The sequence below is a fragment of the Enterococcus innesii genome (assembly GCF_022846515.1).
Lineage (GTDB): Bacteria > Bacillota > Bacilli > Lactobacillales > Enterococcaceae > Enterococcus_D > Enterococcus_D innesii.
On the sequence record NZ_AP025635.1, the window covers coordinates 1,766,026 to 1,789,399 of the forward strand.

Annotated in this window: 23 protein-coding genes; 9 read left to right on the plus strand and 14 right to left on the minus strand. The window is 40.6% G+C overall.

Annotated features, from left to right (window positions below; translation table 11 throughout):
* Positions 1-939: 939 nt before the first annotated feature.
* Together ENLAB_RS08285 and ENLAB_RS08290 are read right to left on the minus strand one after the other, a co-directional pair.
* Positions 940-2,031: an ABC transporter permease gene (locus ENLAB_RS08285; protein WP_244350667.1), complete on the minus strand. Its 1,092-nt coding sequence runs from the start codon at positions 2,029-2,031 to the stop codon at positions 940-942.
* Positions 2,028-2,753 carry an ABC transporter ATP-binding protein gene (locus tag ENLAB_RS08290; protein ID WP_244350669.1) on the minus strand — a complete coding sequence of 242 codons (726 nt, stop codon included), beginning with the start codon at positions 2,751-2,753 and terminating at the stop codon, positions 2,028-2,030. Before ENLAB_RS08290 ends, ENLAB_RS08285 begins: the two co-directional genes overlap by 4 nt.
* Before the next feature lie 137 nt (positions 2,754-2,890).
* On the opposite strand from ENLAB_RS08290, the gene ENLAB_RS08295 reads away from it, so the two are divergent.
* Complete coding sequence (locus tag ENLAB_RS08295) at positions 2,891-3,457, plus strand: TetR/AcrR family transcriptional regulator (RefSeq protein ID WP_244350671.1); 567 nt, start codon at positions 2,891-2,893, stop codon at positions 3,455-3,457.
* A 202-nt stretch (positions 3,458-3,659) separates the two neighbouring features.
* Here ENLAB_RS08295 and ENLAB_RS16885 read toward each other — a convergent pair whose 3' ends face one another.
* Positions 3,660-3,785 carry a hypothetical protein gene (locus ENLAB_RS16885; protein ID WP_279612811.1) on the minus strand — a complete coding sequence of 42 codons (126 nt, stop codon included), beginning with the start codon at positions 3,783-3,785 and terminating at the stop codon, positions 3,660-3,662.
* Positions 3,786-3,972: 187 nt separating this feature from the next.
* Between ENLAB_RS16885 and ENLAB_RS08300 the strand changes: the two genes are divergently transcribed.
* Positions 3,973-4,548 carry a hypothetical protein gene (locus tag ENLAB_RS08300; RefSeq protein ID WP_244350672.1) on the plus strand — a complete coding sequence of 192 codons (576 nt, stop codon included), beginning with the start codon at positions 3,973-3,975 and terminating at the stop codon, positions 4,546-4,548.
* 237 nt (positions 4,549-4,785) lie between these two features.
* Here ENLAB_RS08300 and ENLAB_RS08305 read toward each other — a convergent pair whose 3' ends face one another.
* From ENLAB_RS08305 to ENLAB_RS08325, 5 genes are all read right to left on the minus strand, one after another.
* Positions 4,786-5,412 (minus strand): helix-turn-helix domain-containing protein, encoded by a 627-nt coding sequence (locus tag ENLAB_RS08305; protein ID WP_195266296.1) that lies wholly within the window; start codon positions 5,410-5,412, stop codon positions 4,786-4,788.
* 82 nt (positions 5,413-5,494) lie between these two features.
* Complete coding sequence (locus ENLAB_RS08310; RefSeq protein WP_244350674.1) at positions 5,495-5,908, minus strand: hypothetical protein; 414 nt, start codon at positions 5,906-5,908, stop codon at positions 5,495-5,497.
* 469 nt (positions 5,909-6,377) lie between these two features.
* Positions 6,378-6,572: a hypothetical protein gene (locus ENLAB_RS08315; protein WP_229045657.1), complete on the minus strand. Its 195-nt coding sequence runs from the start codon at positions 6,570-6,572 to the stop codon at positions 6,378-6,380.
* Positions 6,573-6,778: 206 nt separating this feature from the next.
* The gene (locus ENLAB_RS08320) at positions 6,779-6,982 is read right to left on the minus strand and encodes a hypothetical protein (RefSeq protein WP_086338795.1); all 204 of its coding nucleotides are present in this window, start codon (positions 6,980-6,982) and stop codon (positions 6,779-6,781) included.
* 242 nt (positions 6,983-7,224) lie between these two features.
* Positions 7,225-8,121: a LysR family transcriptional regulator gene (locus tag ENLAB_RS08325; protein ID WP_244350676.1), complete on the minus strand. Its 897-nt coding sequence runs from the start codon at positions 8,119-8,121 to the stop codon at positions 7,225-7,227.
* A 116-nt stretch (positions 8,122-8,237) separates the two neighbouring features.
* On the opposite strand from ENLAB_RS08325, the gene ENLAB_RS08330 reads away from it, so the two are divergent.
* Positions 8,238-9,899 carry a malolactic enzyme gene (locus tag ENLAB_RS08330; protein ID WP_279612812.1) on the plus strand — a complete coding sequence of 554 codons (1,662 nt, stop codon included), beginning with the start codon at positions 8,238-8,240 and terminating at the stop codon, positions 9,897-9,899.
* 13 nt (positions 9,900-9,912) lie between these two features.
* Positions 9,913-11,193: a 2-hydroxycarboxylate transporter family protein gene (locus tag ENLAB_RS08335; protein WP_005230514.1), complete on the plus strand. Its 1,281-nt coding sequence runs from the start codon at positions 9,913-9,915 to the stop codon at positions 11,191-11,193.
* 177 nt (positions 11,194-11,370) lie between these two features.
* On the opposite strand, the gene ENLAB_RS08340 is transcribed toward ENLAB_RS08335, so the two are convergent.
* Complete coding sequence (locus tag ENLAB_RS08340; protein WP_244350678.1) at positions 11,371-12,753, minus strand: lytic polysaccharide monooxygenase; 1,383 nt, start codon at positions 12,751-12,753, stop codon at positions 11,371-11,373.
* Between the two features lie 274 nt (positions 12,754-13,027).
* Entirely contained in the window at positions 13,028-14,551 is a 1,524-nt protein-coding gene (locus ENLAB_RS08345) for a flavocytochrome c (protein ID WP_244350680.1), read from the minus strand.
* A 478-nt stretch (positions 14,552-15,029) separates the two neighbouring features.
* Here ENLAB_RS08345 and ENLAB_RS08350 point away from each other — a divergent pair, with 478 nt between their 5' ends.
* Positions 15,030-15,449, plus strand: a complete 420-nt coding sequence (locus ENLAB_RS08350) for a phosphate-starvation-inducible PsiE family protein (RefSeq protein ID WP_074934197.1) — start codon at positions 15,030-15,032, stop codon at positions 15,447-15,449.
* 15 nt (positions 15,450-15,464) lie between these two features.
* Here ENLAB_RS08350 and ENLAB_RS08355 read toward each other — a convergent pair whose 3' ends face one another.
* Positions 15,465-17,270: a sensor histidine kinase gene (locus ENLAB_RS08355; protein WP_244350682.1), complete on the minus strand. Its 1,806-nt coding sequence runs from the start codon at positions 17,268-17,270 to the stop codon at positions 15,465-15,467.
* A 53-nt stretch (positions 17,271-17,323) separates the two neighbouring features.
* Between ENLAB_RS08355 and ENLAB_RS08360 the strand changes: the two genes are divergently transcribed.
* Positions 17,324-18,040: a response regulator transcription factor gene (locus tag ENLAB_RS08360; protein WP_008381846.1), complete on the plus strand. Its 717-nt coding sequence runs from the start codon at positions 17,324-17,326 to the stop codon at positions 18,038-18,040.
* Here ENLAB_RS08360 and citG read toward each other — a convergent pair.
* From citG to ENLAB_RS08375, 3 genes are all read right to left on the minus strand, one after another.
* The gene (gene citG / locus ENLAB_RS08365; protein ID WP_244350684.1) at positions 18,017-18,880 is read right to left on the minus strand and encodes a triphosphoribosyl-dephospho-CoA synthase CitG; all 864 of its coding nucleotides are present in this window, start codon (positions 18,878-18,880) and stop codon (positions 18,017-18,019) included. The genes ENLAB_RS08360 and citG overlap by 24 nt on opposite strands.
* The gene (locus tag ENLAB_RS08370) at positions 18,873-19,568 is read right to left on the minus strand and encodes a GntR family transcriptional regulator (RefSeq protein ID WP_005233081.1); all 696 of its coding nucleotides are present in this window, start codon (positions 19,566-19,568) and stop codon (positions 18,873-18,875) included. Before ENLAB_RS08370 ends, citG begins: the two co-directional genes overlap by 8 nt.
* 116 nt (positions 19,569-19,684) lie before the next feature.
* On the minus strand, positions 19,685-21,031 hold the full coding sequence (locus ENLAB_RS08375) for a CitMHS family transporter (RefSeq protein WP_034872423.1): 1,347 nt from the start codon (positions 21,029-21,031) through the stop codon (positions 19,685-19,687).
* Between the two features lie 396 nt (positions 21,032-21,427).
* Here ENLAB_RS08375 and ENLAB_RS08380 point away from each other — a divergent pair, with 396 nt between their 5' ends.
* From ENLAB_RS08380 to ENLAB_RS08390, 3 genes are read left to right on the plus strand one after another with little or no spacing between them, the layout of a single operon-like run.
* Positions 21,428-21,811, plus strand: coding sequence for a hypothetical protein (locus ENLAB_RS08380; protein WP_244350685.1), 384 nt, complete (start codon positions 21,428-21,430; stop codon positions 21,809-21,811).
* Between the two features lie 9 nt (positions 21,812-21,820).
* Entirely contained in the window at positions 21,821-22,234 is a 414-nt protein-coding gene (locus ENLAB_RS08385) for an acetyl-CoA carboxylase biotin carboxyl carrier protein subunit (RefSeq protein ID WP_081119349.1), read from the plus strand.
* A 23-nt stretch (positions 22,235-22,257) separates the two neighbouring features.
* The gene (locus ENLAB_RS08390) at positions 22,258-23,373 is read left to right on the plus strand and encodes a sodium ion-translocating decarboxylase subunit beta (RefSeq protein ID WP_081119350.1); all 1,116 of its coding nucleotides are present in this window, start codon (positions 22,258-22,260) and stop codon (positions 23,371-23,373) included.
* Position 23,374: the final 1 nt, after the last annotated feature.

The following is a 23,374-nucleotide window of genomic DNA, read 5'->3' on the forward strand; positions in this document are numbered from 1 at the left end:
GACGCTCAAATAAGTGATTTGAACGTCTTGGATCGATATTTGTGTTTAGGTGAATCTACGAATAATTTAAGTCCTATAACAACTTCAGATACTATCACTTTCTCCTGATATCATCGTTTTTCGTACTGTTTGTTACATTGCATCAAGTTTAAGAATTATTATTTTATGAACACTTTTGCAACTGTTTCGTCATCAATACTCCTTTTTGATAGGTCATTTGAGCAACATATTTTGCACCGATGCTAGCTACGGTTCAGAAAAGAATTGTCGTTATTGAGAAGACAAACATCCCCAGCATACCGGACTTGTTTCTTATAGGAGGATGTTTAAAGAACAAAGTGAGAAATCACAGACAGATGGTCGTAAAGTATTGATTTGGGTTTGCTCATCAAAAAACTATTCCATCGATTTCAAAAGGATACGATTCCATTTCCATGCCTACTGTCAACGAATCGATACGGCGGGATTTGTCCGAAATTTTAAAGAATACCAAGCAAAAAAAAGCTCCAGACTAAGAACTCATTCCTGAAGTTATCCCACCAAAGGGGGATCTTTGAACGATTCCTTTAAATCTGTCTTAGAAGCATCATTAAGAAAAAGAGAATGTATAGCTACTCCTGAAATTCAAGAAATATATGGACATAGAAAGAACAACGTAGTAACAGGCTTCGAATTTATGAAGGCTTGTTTGGTTTCATTTGATACATGGTTCAAGGAATAGGAAAAGTCAGAAAACAGTCAGGCTTTCTCATTACGACAATCAACATGATGAAATTGACAAAAAACAAGCCCTTGAACTACTAAAATTGAAAAAACAAGAGCACTCGAAAAATCACACGTTTTTCGAGTGCTCCATTTTTTTGAGAGTGTAATTAGTTAACTTATGTCATAGCCCCTTTTCCATAAATCAATAGAGAGTTGCAGAGACAAGTAAGCTGTTTAAACTTTTCTATATCTCTTCAATCCGATAATATTTAAGAAAGTAAATACCAGGATAAACAGCATTAATATGCCTAAGTCAAAGGAGATTTCGTTCCAGCCTTGTCCTTTGATCATGATATTTGTCAATGCATTTCCCGCATAGCTCAATGGAAATATATAGGATATATATCTTACCCAGTCAGCCATACTATCTAAGGCAATCAGTCCAGAAAAGAATACTTGGGGAACAACAACCAATGGAATAAATTGAACCATTTGAAATTCTGAGCTAGCAAATGTTGAAACAAAGATCCCGATAACTAGTGCTGTCAGTGCAATCAAAATATTCGTTACAATAACCCACCATAGACTCCCAACAATTTGGAGATTTAGGACATGAATGGAGAAAAAAATAATAATCAGGGTCTGAATGATTGCAAAACTTCCATACCCTACCAAATATCCCAAAACAATTTCACTTCGCTTGACCGGCGTCGCTAACAATCTTTCCAATGTACCACTGGTACGTTCTCTCAGCAGGGCAATACCAGAAACTAAAAATACAAAGAAAAAAACAAAAAAACCAATCAAAATAGGAAATATTTGGTCAAAAAAGGAGCTGTTTGCTCCACCATAAATATAAGAGTTTTCTACAGAAAAGTTTTCTATGGATACTTTATGCCCGGTTTCTGCTGCTAATTTTTGGACATTCAAACTGAGGTCTTTGACCTTGTCTGCTGTCAAGACGTTTTGAATAAGGCCTTTTATTTTAGCTGTGTTGGCTGGCTCATCATTGGCATAGGTTATGCGAAAAGTAGACTGATCTAATGTTACGAATGCATCTAGCTTATCATTCAATATTTTCTCTTTATAGTCACTATTTGTAGTGTACTGTTTCACTTTTACTTCATCTGAGGAAAACTGATCAACAAGTGTCGAAGGAACCGTCTGATCAAAACCAATTTTCACATGGGTTTCAGAATTGGAATCAAAAACAATATTCATTAAGCTTAAAACAATAATCGGTGCAATCAACATTAATGCTAACGTGCGTTTGTCTCGAATCAATTCTTTGAGAACACGTATCACAATCGCTTTAAATCGAATCATTTTACATTTACCTCAGCTTTCAAAAAGACTTCCTCAATGCTTGTTACTTTGAATTGGTCTTTTAACTCTTGTGGTGAACCGAAAGCAAATAGTTTCCCCTCAATAATAAGACCAACATAGTCACACTTTTCGGCTTCATCCATAACGTGAGTTGTTACGATAATTCCTTTATTATTATTTGCCAGTTCTCTTAATTGCGCCCAAATAGTTACACGTAAGCTAGGATCAATACCTACTGTTGGCTCATCTAATATCAGTAGATCAGGATTAGAAAGAAATGTAATCGCTAAAGAAAGGCGTCTTTTCATGCCTCCAGAATAAGTTTTTACGGGCTTATCTAGAAAATCCAATAAATCGACTAGTTGCATATTCTTCTTAATAGCACGATTAAGAGCTGTGCCAGCTAACCCCATCAAACTGCCAAAAAACACTAAATTCTCTTTTCCAGATAAATCACCATAGAGTGCATCGCTTTGTCCCATATAACCAATTTTCTTTAAAATTTCTCGATTTGGCATCTTCATATGAAATATGTCAACAGATCCTTCGTCTAACTTCTCCATCCCCATTAAACATTTGATAGCCGTTGATTTCCCAGCTCCACTTGGACCTATTATCCCTACAATTTTTCCAGATTGCAGTTCAAGATTTATATTATCTAATACCTTTTGTTTATCAAAAGATTTTGTCGCATTCGACATTGTAGCAATCACTTGCCCCATAATCAATTCCCCTTTTTAATAGACATGGTGTTTATTATCGTATACTTCTTGTAGTATAATTCATTTTGGTAAATCAGCAAGCAAAAAAAATAGTTAATAGACAGATCATAAGAAATGATCATTTATGAGGTGAATACATGAAAAATAAAGAAAAAGATATTCGTTTTTATCGAACAAAAGAACGTATTTTAGGCGCAATGACTGAGTTGCTAAAAAACAAAAATTTTCATCAAGTGACCGTCAAGGATATATGCGAGAAAGCTGAAATCAGCCGCAGCGGTTTCTATCTTCATTATACGGATAAATACGATTTAGTAGAAAAATATCAGCTGGAGCTAATGACACAAGTCAACTGTTTGATAGAGGAAAATGTAAAAGAGAAACGCTCAATGGAAGAAACATTAATAAAATTACTTTACTTTTTTTTAAACGAGGGTCAATTGTTAGCACTACTCATTTCAAATAAAGGATCTGCGGACATCCAAGATCAAGTGAAAAAGGTGCTTCAACAGAACGCAACAAAAAATATTATTCCACATATCGATCTACCTCTGAATAATGAAAGTGAAAAACATTATTTAGTCATCTTTTTTAGTAATGCTGTTTTAGGCATCCTCCAAGAGTGGATAAATACTGGTCAAAAAGAAAAACCAGAAGAGCTTGTTCAAATGATAAACAAATTTATTCCTTATACATTCATCTAAACAGGCGGCAGTCAATTTAGAAGACCATAAAATGTTATAGAAACTAAGTACGTAGCCTATACATGAAGAGTTGTTTCGATAAAGAAAGCGTCCAAATAATTATGTTTTCAGGGCATTTTTATATATTAAGTTTCGATGACCAACACTACTAGTTGACCTGCTTTCTTGCATTATCACCTAAATGTATTGTCCCTAAAAATATTCAACTTCTATTTTGAACTGAAAAATTAATTTCGTCAGTTCTCTCAATTTGACTAGCTGCACCTTTATGTGACAACAAAAATACGCGAGCACCAAAAACGGAAAACGCAAGAACGATTTGTTTCATGATTACCTCCTAATATATCCATCACGCTAATTTGATTATAATCAAAAAATATCTTTTCACTTCAAATACATTTAAAAGTTTTTATTCGATTTTAAAAATACAAATTTTATTTGTTTGCATATTTGTAATTTCACCCTTTATAATAGAATAAATAAGATTTATATTATAAAACAAGGAGGGATTTATAATGAAAAAAATCAGTTTAAGTATTTCAGCATTACTAGTACTTGTGGCTATAGGGGGATGTACTTCCAGAAACAACAATAACGAAACGAGTAGTTCCAGTATCAAAGTAAGTGCTACAAGTGATTCTGCTACTAATCCTACGGGAGATAGCATCGATAGTATGAGAACTGATGGCGATAACTCAAGGTTTAAAGTAGAACAAAAAGCGGGGCAATCCATTCATATCATGTCTACTAATCTAAAGACTGAAGAAGCGACAGAAATAGTTAATTCGGAATTTGTAAGTAACTCCCAAAGCAGAGAATTAGAATTGATTTTTACCACTCAAAACAATAAATTTGAAGTCTCATTGTCGGCTTCAGGTAGTGAAGAATTATCTGATACCAATACTTTTACGGCTGATCAAAAATATGTTGCATTCATCCCCTATAGTTCTGAAGAAAAAAATAAGTTAGGTGTTTTCGTAATGAGTAATGATCAGAAGATTATTACTGATATAAAAAATGATTTGGATAATATAACTAACTATATTGAAAGTGATTCAGATTTTTACGAACAATCGATAGAGGTAAAATAGATTAGTATCTCCCATCCTAGCATAGTTTATTATATCAGGTGTTAAATTTATAATATTAAGTTGATCAAAATAAAGAGTGCCCAGATAATAACTCTGGACACTCTTTATTTTGTGGGTAAAACAACCTTTGGGTTTACAATACACTCTATTAAATAAGGGGAAGATTTTCATAGGTTGACATTACCTGGATACTCTCACGTGCACTATATGTTCGTTAAGTAATACTCAACGAGAGAATTAGTTAGTTACAGTTCCTGTTTCTAAATTGATGGTATAATTCGTGTTTTTAATTTTGATAGTTTCCTTATCAGATAGAAAATCATTAGGAATTTCTAGATTCACTCTCTTCTTTGGATTAAAAATAGCTTGTAGCTGTATCCTTTTCGAGACTTCAATAATCCCCTTTCCATCCTCTAGATCCGGATAATATTCCCAGACTTCAGGTTGTTCAAATACATTGAGATTCAATTGAACCTCAACATTAGTGTGATCCTTTGATTTAGTAACAGTAACAGAATCTACATCGTCTTTACCAATATCCATTGAGGGAGAAAAATAGTTTAAAACAAATATAGAAATTAATAAGGTTAAACAAAGTGTCGCTATTTTCCATCCTTTGTATTTTTTTGACATATTAACCTTTTGTGCGAAATCTTTTACCATTACAGAATCACCTCGTAAAATTTCATCTAAGGAAAATTCAAAAAAAATGCTAAGTTCTACAAGAGTATCTATATTAGGGTATGATAATTCATTTTCCCAGCGAGAAACAGTTTGACGTGTAACATTAAACTGCTTCGCAATATCTTCTTGTGTTAAATTTAAATCAGTTCTCTTTTGGCGTAACATTTTTCCGATTTCCATAAATAAAGTTTATCCTCCAAGGGTTCGTTTGTTTAGCAATTGCCATTTAACAATTGATTTTGTAAAACATAAATTGCTCTAATTATTTTATTGTACCTGTAAACGAGTAAGAATTGTTTATCAAGTTACCATTATAAAATTGAGCATACCAAGTTGTACTAGATTTAATTCCATTCCAGGTTACTGTCCGGCTTTTCCCTGCTTTGACAGAAAAAGAAATATACGTTGTACTACTATTTTTACACTTTATATCTATAACATTTTTTCCTGTATTACTAATCGATACGGTATAAGAAGTTTTTCCTTTAAATGTATACGAAGAATACACGTATCCCCCTCGATCACTACTTCCACTAAGGGAATATTTACCTTTGGAAGCTATGTTCCAATTGCTACTTGGCACATTAGCTCCTCTAGTCAACCCAGGGATAGTTATGCCAATATTTTCAATTGGGTGATCGCTTAAATCGGCATCCGTTTCAACATCACTAATCATTTCAATTCCCTCAGAAACCCAAATCTCTGATTCTTCAGCTGAAGCTGCTACACCCCATAAATAAAGATAGAACAGCTGCAATCCCTAAAACAATTTTTTTCACAATAATCATCTCCTATTTTTTCTGATTACTATATCAGTCAAGCAGGATTATACATTGTGTTCGACAAAACAGGCACGCAATTATCATGTTACATCCCTGAAAACATGCTATTCTACCGTATTCGTCTTTCTATTTGTTGCCCCTCATCTTTTCATGGGAGGGACCCACTCTTCAAAAGATTCGACTTTTCCACCAGCCTCTTCGATCTATTTTTTTTGCTTTTGCATGATAAGGTTATCTATTTTAGTAATCCCTTGAAAATAAAAGGTCAGTATTTTGGTAATCTTCTTGATTTATAGGCTGATCGATTTCATCATAAATTTTACCATAACTTAATACCGACTGAATAACTGAACTTAGATTTTGTTACGTGTTTCTGAACACAATAATTAAGACTAATGAATAAAACTGTAGTCTACGATAAATCACTTTCTTGATCAACTGGTAACCAGCTTCATCAACACCAGAAAATACTTCTAACGGAGAATTATTGTACCTCTTACCATCTTCGAATCCATAGAAATCTTGATTGGTAAACAAGTGATACGCCAAAGCGACCAATCGTTGCTCCCCACCACTTAGGAGGACAAAAAAATAGACGTGCAAAGCACGTCTATAGCGTCAATGATTGATATCTTACCGAAATCTTGCTATAATTACTATGTAAAGAGGAGTTGCGTCAACAACTCCCCTACAGCACCGCTTAAGACGGTGGCCAGATTTAATTACTTTTTAAAAAATAATCGTCGCCTGGCTAAAGAGGACGGTTATTTTTTTGCACTCTTTTTTCGTTTCTTCTTGCTTTTACGCTTAGAAGAACGAGTGTTTATAATCGTATCTGCTAGTTTCACACATGCTTCGATTAAACCAATAAAGGCTAATAAAACAGGCGCTATTGCTAACAAAATGCCGATTATATCTACACCTTGCAAAAGACTGCTCCTTTCTTCAGATTTCGATAGTACATTCATAATGCACCACCTCACTTTCAAAAAAAGCGCCACCGTCACAAACTTTACTGTATCCTTATTATACCAAAAACCACGCTAAAAACCGATATTTATCAAGGTTTTTAGCGTTTATTCATGCGATAAAAAGGGCTAAAATAAAGGAACCATTCACTCGTTTTATCTACTTTGTAAGATTTTTCTTACCTCAAGAACACATACCTACACCATTTTTCTCTGACCTTACCTCAAGAAATCCCCATTCCTCACCCTTCATCCTCCCAAGACAGCTCATCCAAGATCCTAATGAACTTCTGAACTTCTTGATTCAACATCGCACTCTTTAAGTAGGCATATTGAATATAAAAAATTTCCTTATCTTCAGGGACTAGCGGTATTTTCACTAAGCCTTCCATTTCTTGAAACACAGGAAATTCCGTCATCAAGGTAATGCCGATATTGGAACTGACCAGCTGGCCAATCGTCTGGACGTCTGAAAAATAAAAGGGGACTTCCGGCTTCTTCTTTGATTTCTCACTTAAATTCTGAAAGGCGCGCATGTGGGTATAGCCTTTTTCCAATAGGATAAAAGGATATTCGGCAGCTTCCTCGAATGAGATTTCCTTTTTTCCTGCCAATGGGTTTTCTTTTGACACAAAAATAAAAAACTCTTGTTGGTGCAACAACTTCACCTGCAGATTCGGGTGGACGAGGGGATTGACACTGCCCAGCAAGCTAAAATCGATTTTTCCCGATAATAGTTTTGAAAGCAATTCATTGGATCCCCCAGATACCAAGTGAAATTTCGAAATAAAGCGGATGATCTCTTTTTCATCTAAGAGTTTTGAAAAAACTTTGGAACGAATGATCGGCGGCAAACCGATGTGGGTCCGGTTGTTTTTAGCATGGTCGATGGCTCGGTCCAAGGTCACAAATTCATCTAAGATATACTGTGCATGAGCCTTCAAAATTTCCCCCTCCGTCGTCAATGAGATGGAGCGATGCGAGGCTTCTCGCACGATCAAATCACAGCCATAATGCTCTTCCAAGCGTTTGACAGCGTAGCTGACGGTTGGTTGACTGACGGCAAATTTATGCGCCACTTGGGTAAAAGAAAGCATATCTGCCAAAGCGTTAAAGTATTCTAAATCTCGTATATTCATCGTCTGATTCCTCCCTTAACCGGTTTAAACTAGCAGCGGTTTTGTTATAAATAATTTTTATTATACCACCGATAGTTGACTATAATTCTGTCCGAGGATTAAAGTAGCTAATGGAAATGAACGAGTACTCAAAATATATCTATTGGAGGAACATAATGAAAGCACATGACATTTTAAATAACCCATTTTTAAACAAAGGAACCGCGTTTACACAAGAAGAACGAAAAGAACTAGGATTGATCGGTTTATTGCCCCCTCACGTGCAAACGATCGAAGAACAAGCAGAACAAGCCTATTTGCAATATGTCACCAAAGAATCAGACATTGAAAAACGTCACTTTTTAATGGAGATCTTTAATACCAATCGGACATTGTTCTACTATTTGTTCAACCAACATATCGTTGAATTCAATCCGATCGTCTACGATCCAACGATTGCCGATACCATTGAAAATTACAGCCGCCTATTCGTGGATCCTCAATATGCAGCGTACTTAGATATCAATCATCCAGAGAATATCGAAGAAACGTTGAAAAACGCCGCTGGCGATCGAGACATTCGCTTGATCGTAGCCACTGACGCTGAAGGAATTCTTGGAATTGGTGACTGGGGTGTCCAAGGTGTCGATATTTCTGTCGGTAAATTGATGATTTATACCGCAGCTGCTGGGATCGACCCTGCTTCTGTTTTACCAATCGTGATCGATGCCGGTACCAACCGTAAAGAATTGTTAGAGGATCATTTGTATCTAGGCAATCGTCAAGAACGTGTCTACGGTGACGCTTACTACCAATTCATCGATCAATTTGTTCAAACGGCAGAATCATTGTTCCCTAAACTTTACTTGCATTGGGAAGACTTTGGCCGTTCAAATGCTGCAACGATTTTGGACAAATACAAACAAACGATTCCAACTTTTAACGATGACATCCAAGGAACGGGAATCGTTGTACTGGGCGGTATCTTCGGCGCATTAGATATTACAGGTGAAAAATTAACGGATCAAGTCTACTTATGTTATGGCGGTGGTTCCGCTGGTGCTGGGATTGCCAGTCGAGTCCATGCCGAAATGGTCAGCGAAGGTCTTTCAGAAGAAGAAGCCTACAATCATTTCTTTATGGTTGACAAACAAGGGCTTTTGTTCGATGATATGTCCGATTTGACTCCTGCACAAAAACCATTTGCCAAGAAACGGGCTGACTTTGCCAATGCTGGCGATATGACGCAATTGATCAATGTTATTAAAGTCGCAAAACCAACGATTTTGGTCGGTACTTCAACCAATGCGGGTGCCTTTACCAAAGAAGTTGTGGAAGCGATGTGTGAAAACACTGCTCGTCCAGTGATTTTCCCTATCTCGAATCCAACCAAAAAATTAGAAGCAACGGCTGAACAAGTAATCGAATGGTCTGATGGAAAAGCCTTTGTGGCAACCGGTGTCCCTTCAGGAACGATCCAATACAAAGGGGTCGACTACCAAATCGGTCAAGCAAACAACGCCTTGATCTATCCTGGTCTAGGGTTAGGTATGTTGGCTTCAGAAGCCTCTCTCTTGACCGACGAAATGATTGGTGCCGCTGCTCACTCATTAAGTGGTTTGGTTGATTTGAGCCAACCTGGTGCACCAGTTCTTCCACCATTTGAATACGTTGCGGACGTTTCTATCAAAGTGGCTGAAGCAGTTGCCAACAAAGCCAAAGAACAAGGGTTAGCCCAAGCGCAAGAAACCGATATGGCAAAAGCTGTTCAAAATCTTAAATGGTATCCAACATACTAGGAAGGTCTGAAAAATGAATAAATTAAAAACGATGACGATTTCGGGAATTAGTCTTCCCTTGTATCTCTTTTTCATGGTTGTCATATTCAGTGCGATTGCCTTAGACAAATTGCCATTAAATATGGTTGGGATCACCATTTTATTGGTTGCCTTAGGACACCTGCTGTATTTCATTGGGGAAAAACTCCCGATCATGAATTCTTATCTTGGCGGTGGGTCAGTTTTTACCCTGCTTGGTGCCACCCTTTTAGCCTCCTTCCATCTCGTACCCACGAAAGTCATTGACGCGGTCAGTGACTTCATGGGGGGCGGTTTTGGTTTTCTTGATTTCTATATTGCCGCTTTGATTTGCGGCTCGATTTTAGGTATGAACCGCAATTTGTTGGTGAAGGCTTCTACGAAATTCATTCCTGTTGCTTTGATCACCATGGTAGTAGGCTTTTTCTCCGTCGGCCTTGTCGGTATGCTGCTAGGCAATGGATTCGCTGATTCGGTGATGTATGTGTCTCTACCAATGATGTCTGGCGGGATGGGGGCGGGAATCACCCCACTTTCACAAATTTATGCTGATGGCTTGGCAAACGGCAATCAAGCCGCCATCTTTTCTCAATTAGCGCCAGCAGTTACTTTCGGGAATATTCTTGCCATTATTGGTGCTTTATTTATCGCAAAGGCCTTTGCTAAAACCAAATACAATGGCCATGGCACCCTGATCAATGCCACCAAAGAAGAATTAGAAAAACCAAAAATAACGCTTGACGCCCAACAAATCGGGGTCGGGATGCTCTTTTCCTTCTCACTGTTGGTCGTTGGTGCGATTTTAAGCGACTTTTTCCCTAAAATTCACGAGTATGCCTTTATGATCGTGATTGTTTTTATTCTGAAAGCCTTGAACATTGTCCCTAAGAAACTCGAAGATTCTGTGGTGATGTTCAACAATGTTGTGATGACGAATTTGACCCACGCAGTCTTGGCGGGGATTGGTTTGGCATTGATCGATCTGTCAACATTGGCTTCTGCCTTTACTTGGCAATTTGTCGTGCTTTGCCTAACCAGTGTCGTATCTATGGGGGCTGCCAGCTGGTTCTTCGGGATGGTATTGGGGATGTACCCCGTTGAAACCGCAATTGGCGCCGGTATGATCAACAACTCCATGGGGGGAACAGGCAATATCGCTGTATTGTCTGCCTCTGATAGAATGGAAATGATTGCTTTTGCCCAAATGGCTAACCGTTTATGCGGTGCGATCGTGCTGATTCTAGGTGGAATCTTGATCCGTTTCTTCTATTCTTGATCTAAAATAAAAAAACAGGTGCTGCTACGCATGACGCATAGCAGCACTTTTTGCATTCCTCAAACGAATTCGTCCAATTGGTTGCACGAATCAAACAAAGGTTCAATCATTTCCTCATAAGAGAGCCAAAAAGAGCAGTGCCTCCGCACTGCTCTTGCTTTACTGATCATTCAAGGGTTACAGCTTCTGAAACAAGGTTGGGGCTTGATCAGGAGACCAAGTGGTGTCCCCGTAATTTGAGTGGGTGTTAATCACGACATAATTGCTGCCTTTATGGCTCACGATTTCACCACTTGTATACACTTCTGGTGCCGAGAATGTACCTAGTTTCCACACACGGTATTCTGACTCCCCGCCTCCAGGTGTTTCCGTTTCTTCTTTGGCATTGGTTTTCACGCTCAGCTGGTTACTAAAAGCGGATTGTCCCCCCGTTTTACTGATTGCTTTGATTTGGTAATTGTAGGTTGTATCCGCTGCTAGATTCGTGTCTTCATAGGTTGTTCCTGTGGCTGTAGCAATTTTGACGCCATTGCGGTAAACATCATATCCAGCGATCCCATTTGTATGAGTCGATGCTTGCCACATTAAGGACACGCTGCTGTCTGTCACGCTCATTTGATGCAGGTTGGCTGGTGTCGAAGGTGTTTCGACTTGATTGTCTGCTGCGGTAGTCACTTTCACTGCAGCACTTTTTTCTGAAACTAACGCAGTAAAGCCGACTGCTTCTACTTGATAGCTATAGGTTGTGTTGGCTTTTAATTGTGTGTCGGTAAAGGTTGGCTCAGTCGTCGTTGCCACTAAGGCACCATCGCGATACACGTTGTATTCTTTCGCATCGGCTTGACCGTTCCATGCTAAAGCCACCGTGCTGCTAGTCACTCGTTCTGAGCGGACATTTGCTGGTGCTGCTGGTTTTTCGGGAATGACTGTTGAACCAGAAACGTTAACGTCGATCACGTTATAAAAGGCATTTGGCGTATCTGCAACATCCCAGACCGCTAAAATGACATGGTAACCGAGACGATTTTCTGGAATGGTAATGGTATGGCTTGGGCTATTGCTGGCAGCCGAACCATCGTGATTCACAGTAGCGATCAATTCCAAGCTATCTCTTGAAAGTGGCGCGTTTTGATCCCAACCTGGTTTCGTGATATAGTAATGCCATTTTGTGGTCTTGTGAGGCGCTGTATAATGCCAATTGACCCGCAATGGTCCTTGATTGATGTCTTGTTTGGTCCAACGATTGGTTCCTTGTTCATCAAGAACAAAGTCCCCGATTTGTCCGAGTCCACCATCTGCTGAAGCGATACGACCATCTACTGGTCCTGCTTCTGGAAAGCCTTTTTTAGTTTCCAATGATTGTGGGTTTGAAATGACATTGCCATATTTCTCAAACGCAGCGCTCCACCCTAACGTATTGCGATCCAAAGACCCTTGATAGCCCCGACTGACAGGTGATTCCACATAACCATGAGCAAATACTTGTTTCCCCGTGAAGAACAAGGTCCCTCCAAGTAAGATTGCCACCCCGACCGACCATTTTACCAATGCGTTTTTCATACTCTGCCTCCTAAAATTTTTTATCATCGAATAAACCAAACTTATCCGTTTATTCATTGATTCCGATTCAGTGAAAAGCAAACCCTCCATTTAAAAATAGTTTATTTATATATGTATAATAAATGACCTAATCATTATAAGATTATAATGACTAGTTTTCCGTCCTTTCAGTGAGAAATACAAAAAAACTTGAAACGATTCTCCTAATCACTTAAGAGGATTCGTTCCAAGTTTCTTTCTTTATATACGATCTTTTTCAGGAAAAAACAGCCGCTTATTTCCCGTTTTCTTTCACATAGTCAGAGGATTGCGCGCCTGCTTGGCGACCAAAGACCATAATGTCGGCTACAGCATTGCCGCCGATTCGATTTTGTCCGTGGATACCGCCGGTCACTTCACCTGCTGCATACAAGCCAGTGATTGGTGTGCCATCTTCTTTCAACACTTGGGTCTTCGTATTGATCTTGACGCCGCCCATTGTATGGTGGATCCCAGGTGCGATTTGAATCGCATAGAATGGTCCTTCCGTCAAATCATAGTCCATCGCCGTTTCACGACCGAAATCTTTGTCGGCTTTGTCTGCCACTGCTTGGTTCCATGTATCTAAAGTTTTCTTCAAGGTTGCTGGATCAACATCAATTTTTTCAGCTAACGCTTCGATGGTGTCAGCTTCTACCACTACACCTTGTTCTTTGTAGTAATCGACTTGTTTGGCTCTACCTGCTAACGCATTATCAAAAATCAAGTAGGCATAGCTTTCTGGCAGATCCGTAATAGCAGCTGAAACATTGTCGCGGGTTTCTAATTCATTGTAGAAACGTTCCCCTTGTTGGTTCACCAAAATGGCGCCTTCTCCACGAACGGTTTCACTGATCAACATACCTGTATCTTGAACCACTGTTGGATGGACTTGGATTTGATCCATATCAACCGTTGCGCCGCCTAATTCTTCGATCATCTTGATGCCATCGCCTGTACTTCCTTCAGAAGTCGTGCTGACATAGCCTTTCAGATCTGGACGATATTTTTCGATCAGTTCTTTGTTGGAGCCAAAACCACCAGTAGTAACAACCACTGCATCACCAGCGATTTCTTTTTCTTCGCCATTGATTTTCACGTTGACGCCAGTGACTTTGCCGTCTGTTTCATTGATTTTTGTCACATCAGCATTTACAAACAAAGGAATTTCTTGCTCATGAATGTTTCTCAACAGGCCATCCACCAAATACGTACCGACTGCTGAACCGTCATGAGGACGATGGATCCGTTTCACACTGGCACCGCCACTGTAACTGATATTGTCTAAAGTGATCCCCATTGAATCCAACCAATCAATCGCTGAAGCAGAGTTGTCTACTAAATAATGCAGCAATTCTTGATCGTTGGTTCCTTTACCACCTTTAAGGGTATCTTCAAAAAATTGTTCATTCGAATCTTCAATACCTTGGGCTTCTTGGAATTTGGTTTCTGATGCGTTCATTCCGCCAGAAGATTTCAAGGTATTTCCGCCTGCGATCGGCATTTTTTCTAAAATGACTGGATTCATTCCAGCATCTTTAGCCGACAAGGATGCTGCCATCCCTGCACCGCCAGCACCAACGATGACGATATCATATTGATCTTTTAACTCTGCTGGATCGGTATACTCTTGTTGGGAAGCACCTGAAGTGACTTCACTTTCTGAAGAAGAGCTTGCCGCACTGCTGCTGGCTTTTGTTCCGCCATCGGCACCACATGCACTAAGCAACAATAATGAGGCTGCCCCAATCACCCATTTTGACCATCCACTTTTTTTCATTTGTTTCCCTCCGTTTTTCTTGCTCTTTTCTCCTCACTGATCCCCGTCATATATGATGAGAAAAGAAGCTTTTTTCTTGTGAACTCTGCCTAAATTGTTACTTTATTAACAATGATAAATATCTTGCGATCGGACTATTTTTCTATTCGATAGCGATAAAAACATTGTTTAAGCAACATTTAAACAGCGTTCTATTTTATTTAACCATTGTAACAAAAAAAGAAACTAAGTGTCTCGTAATAATTTGTGTATATTTTAACTATTCATTCTCATCTTTTTCTAATTTTTTTGAAAAAAGATATTATATTTTCCTCACTACTTTCTGCTTTTGAAAGCTATCACAAAAGACATGCTCCTAGAAGGACCGTTAAGCACTCGGTCAAAAAGATATGGCCGCGATTGTTCTTTCACTGTTCTTTTCCCTTTGTCCTGCGCCTTCTTTTGTATAATAAAAGAAAAAGCAGAAATGGAGTGGCAAATGGAAAAATTGACCCGGATGTTCGAGCGAGTGATCAGTATCTGTATTGATAGCATGTTAGCGATCTTAGTCGTTGTCGTCTTGATTTTTATGGGAAAAGCGATTTTTATGATCAGCACGACGCTCTTTCCTTTAAGCGAAGCGCCCCACCTGTCCTTTTTGATTGAAGAAATTGCCACGTTATTCATTTTATTAGAAATCATTTTGATGTTGCTGCGGTATATGAAGGACGGACACCATATTCCCGTCCGTTACTTGATTTTGATCAGTATCACTGCGATTTTGCGCGAGTTATTATTGACGCAAGGCATGGCGAACGATGCCCTATTTTTTGCTTTAGCGATCTTTGTTTTGGTACTCGTCTTACTAGTCCTGCAAAAAATCAATGCCTTCCAGCATACCCAAGAAAAAGACCACTGAAACCACCCCTTCGGATCAGTTGGTTTCAGTGGCTTTCTCGGGATCAGTTAGAGGAATACCAATATAAAAGGTGGTTCCTTTAGGCGTACTCGTAACATCAATCAACCAGTCGTTTTTTTCCACGATCGAAGAGACAGTAAAGAGTCCTAGACCAGTACCACCAGTGGCACTCTTGGTCGTGAAGAAACGGGTAAAGATTTTTTCTTGGATCGCTTCTGGTATGCCGGGACCGTTGTCGGCAATTTCGATCAAAGCAAATTCCTGTTGCGCTGGGAATGCTTGCTTACGAAACGGAAAGTTGGCGGTTGTTGTCGAACTGCGACTCAATCGAATGCTGCAATCGGCATTTGCTTGGTACACATTCATCAACAAATTGTAAATGATCACTTGCAGATCGATTTTCTCGTAGACAGCATATCCCGCTTCTTGGATATCATACGTAAGGGAAAAGGCTTTTGGCAATAGCGAGCGCATAGTATCGATAGCTTCTGTCAAGGTAGTAGCAATCGACTGCACAGTTTTATCGGCACTTTCGAGTTTCGAAAAACGCAGCACATTGCTGGCTAACTCTTTGCCTTTTTCCGCCGCTTTGCAGACTTCTTGCAAGTCCTCCACTAAGACTTCATCGTGTTGGTTTTCCTCGATCAGTAATTGCAGATGACCAATCATGGGCGTCAAAAAGTTGTTGAGGTCATGGACGATTGAGGTCGTTAGCAAGCCAATGGTTTCCAGTTTTGATTCTTGCAAAATGTTTTTTTCGATTTCGTGCTTTTCTTTTAGTAGCCGTTGTCGTTCTTTCAATGCTTGGTTTTCGACATAGGCTTGATTGCGTTTCATGTAGTTTTTGATCAGGACCGTCAATAAGATCATAATGACAAACAACAAACCCAACAGGCCGATCAAAATCAAGTTGTCTTGTAAAAAGAGACCGCTTTGCTCCAAAAAATCAGCATTGCTAGCGACGATCAGCCGACTGTCGCCGATGGTGATCCATTGATAAGCAGCCAATTTCAGCACTTTTTGCAGTGTTTCTTCATTCCACCAATAAGAATAATAGACAGAGGTGCCTGCTTCATTGTCGATTTGTTCTTGCTCCAAGCGCTCAAGATCGGTGAAATCCAGCTCTGGAAATTCTTTTTTACGGCTCTCAACGATGGAAAAACCAATTTGTTCGTCCGATGGGTGCATAACGATCCGCATATCGGCGTTTTTGACCATCGTATAGCCGGAGACATTGCGATCGGTGGTAAATTCATGATGATACATGCGCTGTAGATTCAAAGGCATCACAAGAACCGCTTCTTTGTCGTCAAGGGTTAGGGACTGATACACATTTAGATAGGCCTCTTTACCATCGAAATAGACTTGCCCATTTTGTACCTGCCGTCCTGCTAATACTTTTTCTAAGGATGGATCTTTAAATAACAGCTCCTGCATCGTTGGATCTTGTGGTTTATTGATAGACGTTGCGGTATTTTGAGCGATGACTTGACCTTGTTGGTCGATCAAAAACAATCCGACCATGGCATTGTTCGCGGAATTGATCACTGGTAACGTTAAGGGCCGCTGCAAGTCAGCCAAGGCGGCTCCTTCGAGGTGGTCATCGGCATAATTGGCAAGAGCCATGTGGTACGATTCGATACTACGGCTGATCAGCTTGATCGCCGCTTGGTTGACCGTTTCTAACTGCCGCAACCCGACGGTTTCAGCTTGTCTTTGTGCGCTTTTATAACTTGTAAAGGTAAAAATAAGTCCAATCAATGTAATGAATAAGGTAGCGACCACGCTTAAATACAGCCAAAACTTTGATGGCGGTTTCATTGTAAACCCCTTTCATATTTACTATAATACTATTGATACAGGAGGCGGATATTTTGCGAGATGAAAAAATTTTAATCGTTGATGATGACCCTGCCATTCGGCGGCTGATTTGGAAATCTTTACAGTCGACGGGCATTTTGATCTACCAGACTGATTCCGTTGAAAAAACGATTGCGATCAATTCTCGTGTCAGCTTTGATCTTTTTTTACTGGATATCAGTTTGGAGCATGAAAATGACGGCTATCATTTGGCACAACTGATTCGAGAAGAAAACCCCACGGTGCCGATCGTCTTTTTGAGCGGTAAAAGTGACGAAAAAGATATGATAAACGGCTATGAGATCGGTGCCGATCACTACATTACGAAACCTTTTTCACCGGCACTCTTAAAAGCACAAATTGTTTCGATTCTTGATCGCCGCAACGTGCTGCGAGAAAAAGGGATCGCCAAACCGGAAGGGGATCTGTGCAGCGGCATGTTTCGTTTTGACCAAAAACGCTATCAGTTTTTCAAAAATGACCAGCCCATCAAGTTGTCTTCAAAAGAAATCATGCTGATGCGCTTTTTCATGGAAAATCCGGATCAAGTCTTCTCGAAAGAACAGATTTACAGCAATGTTTGGCAAGATGGCCAATTCGATGCCAATACCGTGATGGTTTTTATCAATCATCTGCGAAACAAAATTGAAGATGAGCCGAAGCAAGCCCGTTTTTTGAAAACCGTTTGGGGGATCGGCTATACCTTTTTACCAGAAGGAGACGCCTTCTAGCTGCAAGAAATAAAGGGCCAAGGCTAAAAGATCCGCCGAGCCGCCGGGACTCAAATGGCGTGCGATCAACAATTGATCATAGGTCGTTAATTCACGAAGCAAGTCTGTATCCGACAGATTGGCTTGGTGAATTTTTTGCATCTCCTGCTGCACGGTCTTCATCGCCTCGTAGCCGCCTCGGTGGACGAGGTTGCTGTCTTCGGTTTCACTCATTAGATAGACCAACCCGCGCAACAAGGAAACGGAGGTTTTTTGTGGTTGCTGCCGCAAGTACTCCAGCAGTTTTTTGACCGTTGGATACCCAGCTGCAGCTTCTCCACGAATCCCCATCGTGCCATAGGTCAAATAATTTTTTTCTCCATAAGACAACTGGTCTTTGTGGGTGATTTGCTGCAAGTCTTGCTTGACCAAATGCTGGCAGATATCAGCGGCAAGCTGCAGAATCTGATTGGTATCTTCAGCCGTCAGCTCCGCCTTGCCATTTTGTTGATAATAGACTCCTGTTGCCCCCAACAAAACTGCAAAGGAAAAATTCGCCCCCTTGTGGGTATTGATGCCTTTGGTTGCCTGAAGCATCGCTTCTTCTGCTTCTTGACCGATGCCTCGTAACTGGTCAAACAGCTGGATCAGCGAGCCTGTATGGGCAAAACCGACTTGGCTATAGCGCTGAAAAAACGGCGCCAAACAAGTGATACTGTTGATAAAGGTAAACACATTCATGTCCTGATGCGCACCAGAGGAGCAAGGATCTACTAAACCAGGCTTGGGAGCTAACGCTACCTCATAATGCAGCGCATTGACTGCATAGCTGCTGGCGGTAAAAAGACGGGAATCAGTCAATTTTTCTTCGCTCCATTTCAGCAAGAATAAATTGCAGGGAGTGATCCAAATGTTCATGGGTCAACAACGTGATCTGTTCCGTGTCATTGGTTCTCATGCCGCGATAAATCAGCCAATGTTCCGCCAATGCCGCATCCCTTCTTCTAGAAGAGCGAATCGCAATATCACGAAAATACACGAGGTACGCTTGCAGATCCAGCACGATACTTTTTAACCGCAGCATCTGGCTTTTTTCGTAAATAAACGCATTGAAGTCAGAAAAGTTTTTCAAGACCCCATCCACGTCATCCTCACGATTCAGCTGTTCGCCGTGTTCTAACAAGCAGCGCATCTCCCGGAAATCTTCCTCACTCATCAAGGCCATTGCTTTGATAGTCGCCAACGTATCCAATGATTTGCGGATATCGTAAATCTCATAGGCATCTTTGATACTGATCCCTTTTACGACGATGCCGATTTTTGGTACGTGTTCCACCAGTTTTTCAGCCACCAGCTGAGTCATGGCGTAACGTATCGGGGTCCGGCTGATATTTAGCGTATCGGAAAATTCTTTCTCATTGATGCGAGAGCCTGCGGGAATGTCTCCTAAAATGATGGTTTTTTTGAACGCTTCATAGATCAAATCTTTTAATGGTTTATTTTTGGTCAGATCCAGATTTTTATTTACTGCATCAATAATTGGATTCATGATTTACTCCTATCATACTAAAAACAAATGAGATTTTTGGGAAAAAATAGATATATCGATAAACAAGGAAAACTACCGAGCAAAATGGCAGCCTGCTCGATAGTTTCTGTATGAAATTACTGTGGAATATAAAACGGCATGTGGCCTAATAGTACGATCGTAACGACGAAGATCACGAAAATTCCCAGTGCGTATTTCGCCGCTTCTTTTTGCCATTGCCCCATATCTAAGCCAGTCAAGCGCAATAGCAAGTAGATGAAGGCAACCAATGGACTTAACAAGTGGAACGCTTGGCCCATTAAGGACGCCAAGGCCATCTGCATATTGGTGAAACCATACGAGCGACCTGCTTCTGCTAAGACTGGCAGGACCCCAAAGTAAAACCCGTCATTGGAAATAAAGAAGGTTCCTGGTGCGGAAATCAGGGCGATAACTAACCCCCAGAAACCGGCCAATTGTTTAGGAATGATTTGCGTGAAACTATTCGCTAAGGCCGTAGCCATCCCGGAGCCTTGGAACAAGCCCATGAAGACGCCCGCTGCAAAAACTAAAATTACGACTTGCACAGCGTCGCCGCCGTTGGCACCGATCCGTGACGATTGGTCTTTCAAAATTGGGTAGTTGACCATCAATGCGATACAAGTACCTACAAGGAATAACAAGATTGGTGGTAAAGCGATACTAGAAATAAAGGAGCTTGCTACTAACCAGCCAATCAAGACGATCGTTAAGATACCATTGAAGACAAAGTTTTTCGGACGACGGATCGCTAATGTATCAGGATCAGTCACAGTCGTCATTTCTAAAATCTCATCGTTCGTCAGTTCCGTAACCCCTAAACGTTTCCGTTCTTGGATCCCCATTCTGCGAGCTACGAAGAAAATCACATATAACAGAGACAAAATCATTCCTGGCAACAAATAAGAAAGAATATCCGCATCAACTTCCAACACCGCCATTGCCCGAGCAGTCGGTCCGCCCCATGGCAATAAGTTCATGATGGTGTTTTGCAAAATGATCAAGACACCAAGGTTCATCATTTTCATATTCAGCTTCTTGTAGATGGGAATAAACGCAGAACAGCAGATCAAGGTAGTGGTCGTTCCATCACCGTTCAAAGAGACTGCAGCGGCAACGACTGCCGTTGCCATCAAGACTTTCATGGGATCGCCTTTGGCAAAATAAATCATTTTTTTCGTTATTGGATCAAATAAACCGGCATCCAACATAATGGAAAAGTACAAAATCGCAAACAGCAACATGATCCCTGTGTTGGCTGTAGTGGAGATTCCCTCAAGAACAAAATCTCCGATGTTGCCTTTTTCGGAAACACCGGCAACCATCGCAACGAGGGTAAATAGTAATGGGATAATTACTAAGGATGTAAAGGGTGACATTTTTTTCTTCATGATGACGAACATGAAGACAATAATCATGGCATAGGACAAAATCGTTAAGAACATTTTCTTCTTCCTTTCATGCATCGAAATGTGTAAGCGTTATCAAAAAACATTTTTAAAAAAATTACAGGCCCGTAATTTATTAGTGACAAGCGCCACTAGTTTGTGAAAATTTTTCTTTTCTTAAAGGAAATAATGTTATTGAATGCTTTACACGTCTAAGAATAAACAATCAAGAATTAGAAAAAAAGACCCGTTTACAAAAAGAACAGCAAAAAAACAATTTCTCTTTTCAAATCTTATTTTTCGTTTAAAAAGTTCTTAACAGAATATTAACGCAAGAAAAACCTTGATAAAACAACGTTTATATCGGTTTTTCACTCTTTTCTCAAAAAAGGAACACTGAAAAAACAATTTTGAGCTGAAATAATTCTCGCTGATTGAACAGGAGTTTCTATAATGAAAGAGAACGAATCATTGAGAAAGGAGAAGCCCATGAATCTTATTAAAAGATTGTTCAAAAAAACGCATGATGAACCAGATGCGCCTGTCAGTCCTCCTCTGAAGCCAAGGGAAATGATAGCGGATCCACCCGCATCTGTTTGGCAAGAAATGTCGAGCTATCAGCCGGCGCCAGCAGAAGACTATCCACTAGTCAGTCTGATAGCCGCCGCACTAGGTGCCGAGTGTTACCCTGAAAGTCAGTTTGTCATTCGTAGAATTGAGAAACGCAATCCTGAATTTAAGCGAGTCACCCTGATAGCCGCCAGTATTGCCGCCGGAGAGCTGCCTGATTCTCAGTTCACAATCAAAAAAATAGCCAAAAAAAATGAAAACAAGTGAGGGAAAAACATGTTACGTAAATTTAAAATAGCAATCGATGGGCAAGAATATCTTGTCGAAATGGAAGAAATCGGTGCGCCGCAAACTACCGCTCCTGCCCCAGCAGTGCCAACACCGGCTCCCGCAGCGGTACCTGCTCAACCAGAGCCAGTCAGCACACCAGAACCAGAAGCCGCACCACAGCCAGCGCCAGCTACGCTCCCTGCTGACGGCGAGCCGATTCATTCTCCGATGCCGGGAACGATTTTACGTCTCTTGGTCAATGTAGGTGATACTGTACAAGAAAATCAGTCATTGATGATTTTAGAAGCCATGAAGATGGAAAATGAGATCGTGGCACCAAAAGCCGGAACCGTGGTCGCCATTGCAGTCAATGCGGGCGATATGGTCAACCCAGGAGAACTGCTGATTACGATCGGCTAATTTATTGAAAAGGAAGTGACGTAGTGGAAACGTTAATTGAAGGTGTAGTCGGGTTAGGATCAGAGCCGGGACGGATCGTTATGATGTTCATCGGTGGTCTATTGATGTATTTGGGGATCAAGAAAGAATATGAACCAACCTTGTTAGTCCCTATGGGATTGGGCACGTTGTTAGTGAACTTCCCGAACTCAGGTGTGTTAAGTGCTGGTGGAGAAGCTGGCCCGTTCCAAGTATTGTTTGATATGGGGATCTCAACTGAATTGTTCCCTTTGCTTTTGTTTATCGGGATTGGTGCGATGATCGACTTCGGTCCATTGCTGCAAAATCCATTTCTTTTGTTGTTTGGTGCCGCTGCGCAATTCGGGATCTTCTTTACGATCATCGTTGCCGTGCTGCTTGGTTTTGATTTAAACGACGCAGCTTCCATCGGGATCATCGGTGCCGCTGACGGACCAACGTCGATTTTTGTCGCAAATACGCTGAACTCGAAATATATGGGTGCGATCATGGTGGCAGCTTACTCTTACATGGCGCTAGTACCGATCATTCAACCGGTAGCCATCAAAGCAGTGACGACCAAGCATGAACGAAAAATCCGTATGACGTATCGTGCCGGAGAAGTTTCGCAAACGGCCAAAATTTTGTTCCCAATCGTGATCTCGATCGTAGCAGGGTTGATTGCGCCTGTTTCATTGCCATTGGTCGGATTTTTGATGTTCGGAAATCTCTTGCGGGAATGTGGTGTCTTAGATCGTTTGTCCATCACTGCTCAAAACGAACTGGTGAATATCATCAGTATCCTCCTAGGTTTATCAATTTCTGTGAAAATGCAATATGAAGAATTCTTACAAGTCGATACATTGATGGTTATTGGTTTGGGGTTGGTTGCCTTCATTATGGACTCGGTCGGCGGCGTGTTGTTTGCGAAAGTGCTGAACTTGTTCCGTAAAGAAAAAATCAACCCAATGATCGGTGCCGCTGGTATCTCTGCGTTTCCAATGTCTAGTCGGGTCATCCAAAAAATGGCGACAGATGAAGATCCGCAAAACTTTATTTTGATGCATGCAGCCGGTGCCAACGTTTCAGGACAGATTGCTTCGGTCATCGCCGGTGGCTTACTGCTGGCACTGATTGCTTAGG

Bases quoted from the DNA above. Each gene is read 5' to 3' on its own strand.
- ENLAB_RS08285 (WP_244350667.1), bottom strand. From the start codon at position 2,031: ATGATTCGATTTAAAGCGATTGTGATACGTGTTCTCAAAGAATTGATT.
- ENLAB_RS08290 (WP_244350669.1), bottom strand. From the start codon at position 2,753: ATGGGGCAAGTGATTGCTACAATGTCGAATGCGACAAAATCTTTTGAT.
- ENLAB_RS08295 (WP_244350671.1), top strand. From the start codon at position 2,891: ATGAAAAATAAAGAAAAAGATATTCGTTTTTATCGAACAAAAGAACGT.
- ENLAB_RS16885 (WP_279612811.1), bottom strand. From the start codon at position 3,785: ATGAAACAAATCGTTCTTGCGTTTTCCGTTTTTGGTGCTCGCGTATTT.
- ENLAB_RS08300 (WP_244350672.1), top strand. From the start codon at position 3,973: ATGAAAAAAATCAGTTTAAGTATTTCAGCATTACTAGTACTTGTGGCT.
- ENLAB_RS08305 (WP_195266296.1), bottom strand. From the start codon at position 5,412: ATGGAAATCGGAAAAATGTTACGCCAAAAGAGAACTGATTTAAATTTA.
- ENLAB_RS08310 (WP_244350674.1), bottom strand. From the start codon at position 5,908: ATGATTAGTGATGTTGAAACGGATGCCGATTTAAGCGATCACCCAATT.
- ENLAB_RS08320 (WP_086338795.1), bottom strand. From the start codon at position 6,982: ATGAATGTACTATCGAAATCTGAAGAAAGGAGCAGTCTTTTGCAAGGT.
- ENLAB_RS08325 (WP_244350676.1), bottom strand. From the start codon at position 8,121: ATGAATATACGAGATTTAGAATACTTTAACGCTTTGGCAGATATGCTT.
- ENLAB_RS08330 (WP_279612812.1), top strand. From the start codon at position 8,238: ATGAACGAGTACTCAAAATATATCTATTGGAGGAACATAATGAAAGCA.
- ENLAB_RS08335 (WP_005230514.1), top strand. From the start codon at position 9,913: ATGAATAAATTAAAAACGATGACGATTTCGGGAATTAGTCTTCCCTTG.
- ENLAB_RS08340 (WP_244350678.1), bottom strand. From the start codon at position 12,753: ATGAAAAACGCATTGGTAAAATGGTCGGTCGGGGTGGCAATCTTACTT.
- ENLAB_RS08345 (WP_244350680.1), bottom strand. From the start codon at position 14,551: ATGAAAAAAAGTGGATGGTCAAAATGGGTGATTGGGGCAGCCTCATTA.
- ENLAB_RS08350 (WP_074934197.1), top strand. From the start codon at position 15,030: ATGGAAAAATTGACCCGGATGTTCGAGCGAGTGATCAGTATCTGTATT.
- ENLAB_RS08355 (WP_244350682.1), bottom strand. From the start codon at position 17,270: ATGAAACCGCCATCAAAGTTTTGGCTGTATTTAAGCGTGGTCGCTACC.
- ENLAB_RS08370 (WP_005233081.1), bottom strand. From the start codon at position 19,568: ATGAATCCAATTATTGATGCAGTAAATAAAAATCTGGATCTGACCAAA.
- ENLAB_RS08375 (WP_034872423.1), bottom strand. From the start codon at position 21,031: ATGTTCTTAACGATTTTGTCCTATGCCATGATTATTGTCTTCATGTTC.
- ENLAB_RS08380 (WP_244350685.1), top strand. From the start codon at position 21,428: ATGAAAGAGAACGAATCATTGAGAAAGGAGAAGCCCATGAATCTTATT.
- ENLAB_RS08385 (WP_081119349.1), top strand. From the start codon at position 21,821: ATGTTACGTAAATTTAAAATAGCAATCGATGGGCAAGAATATCTTGTC.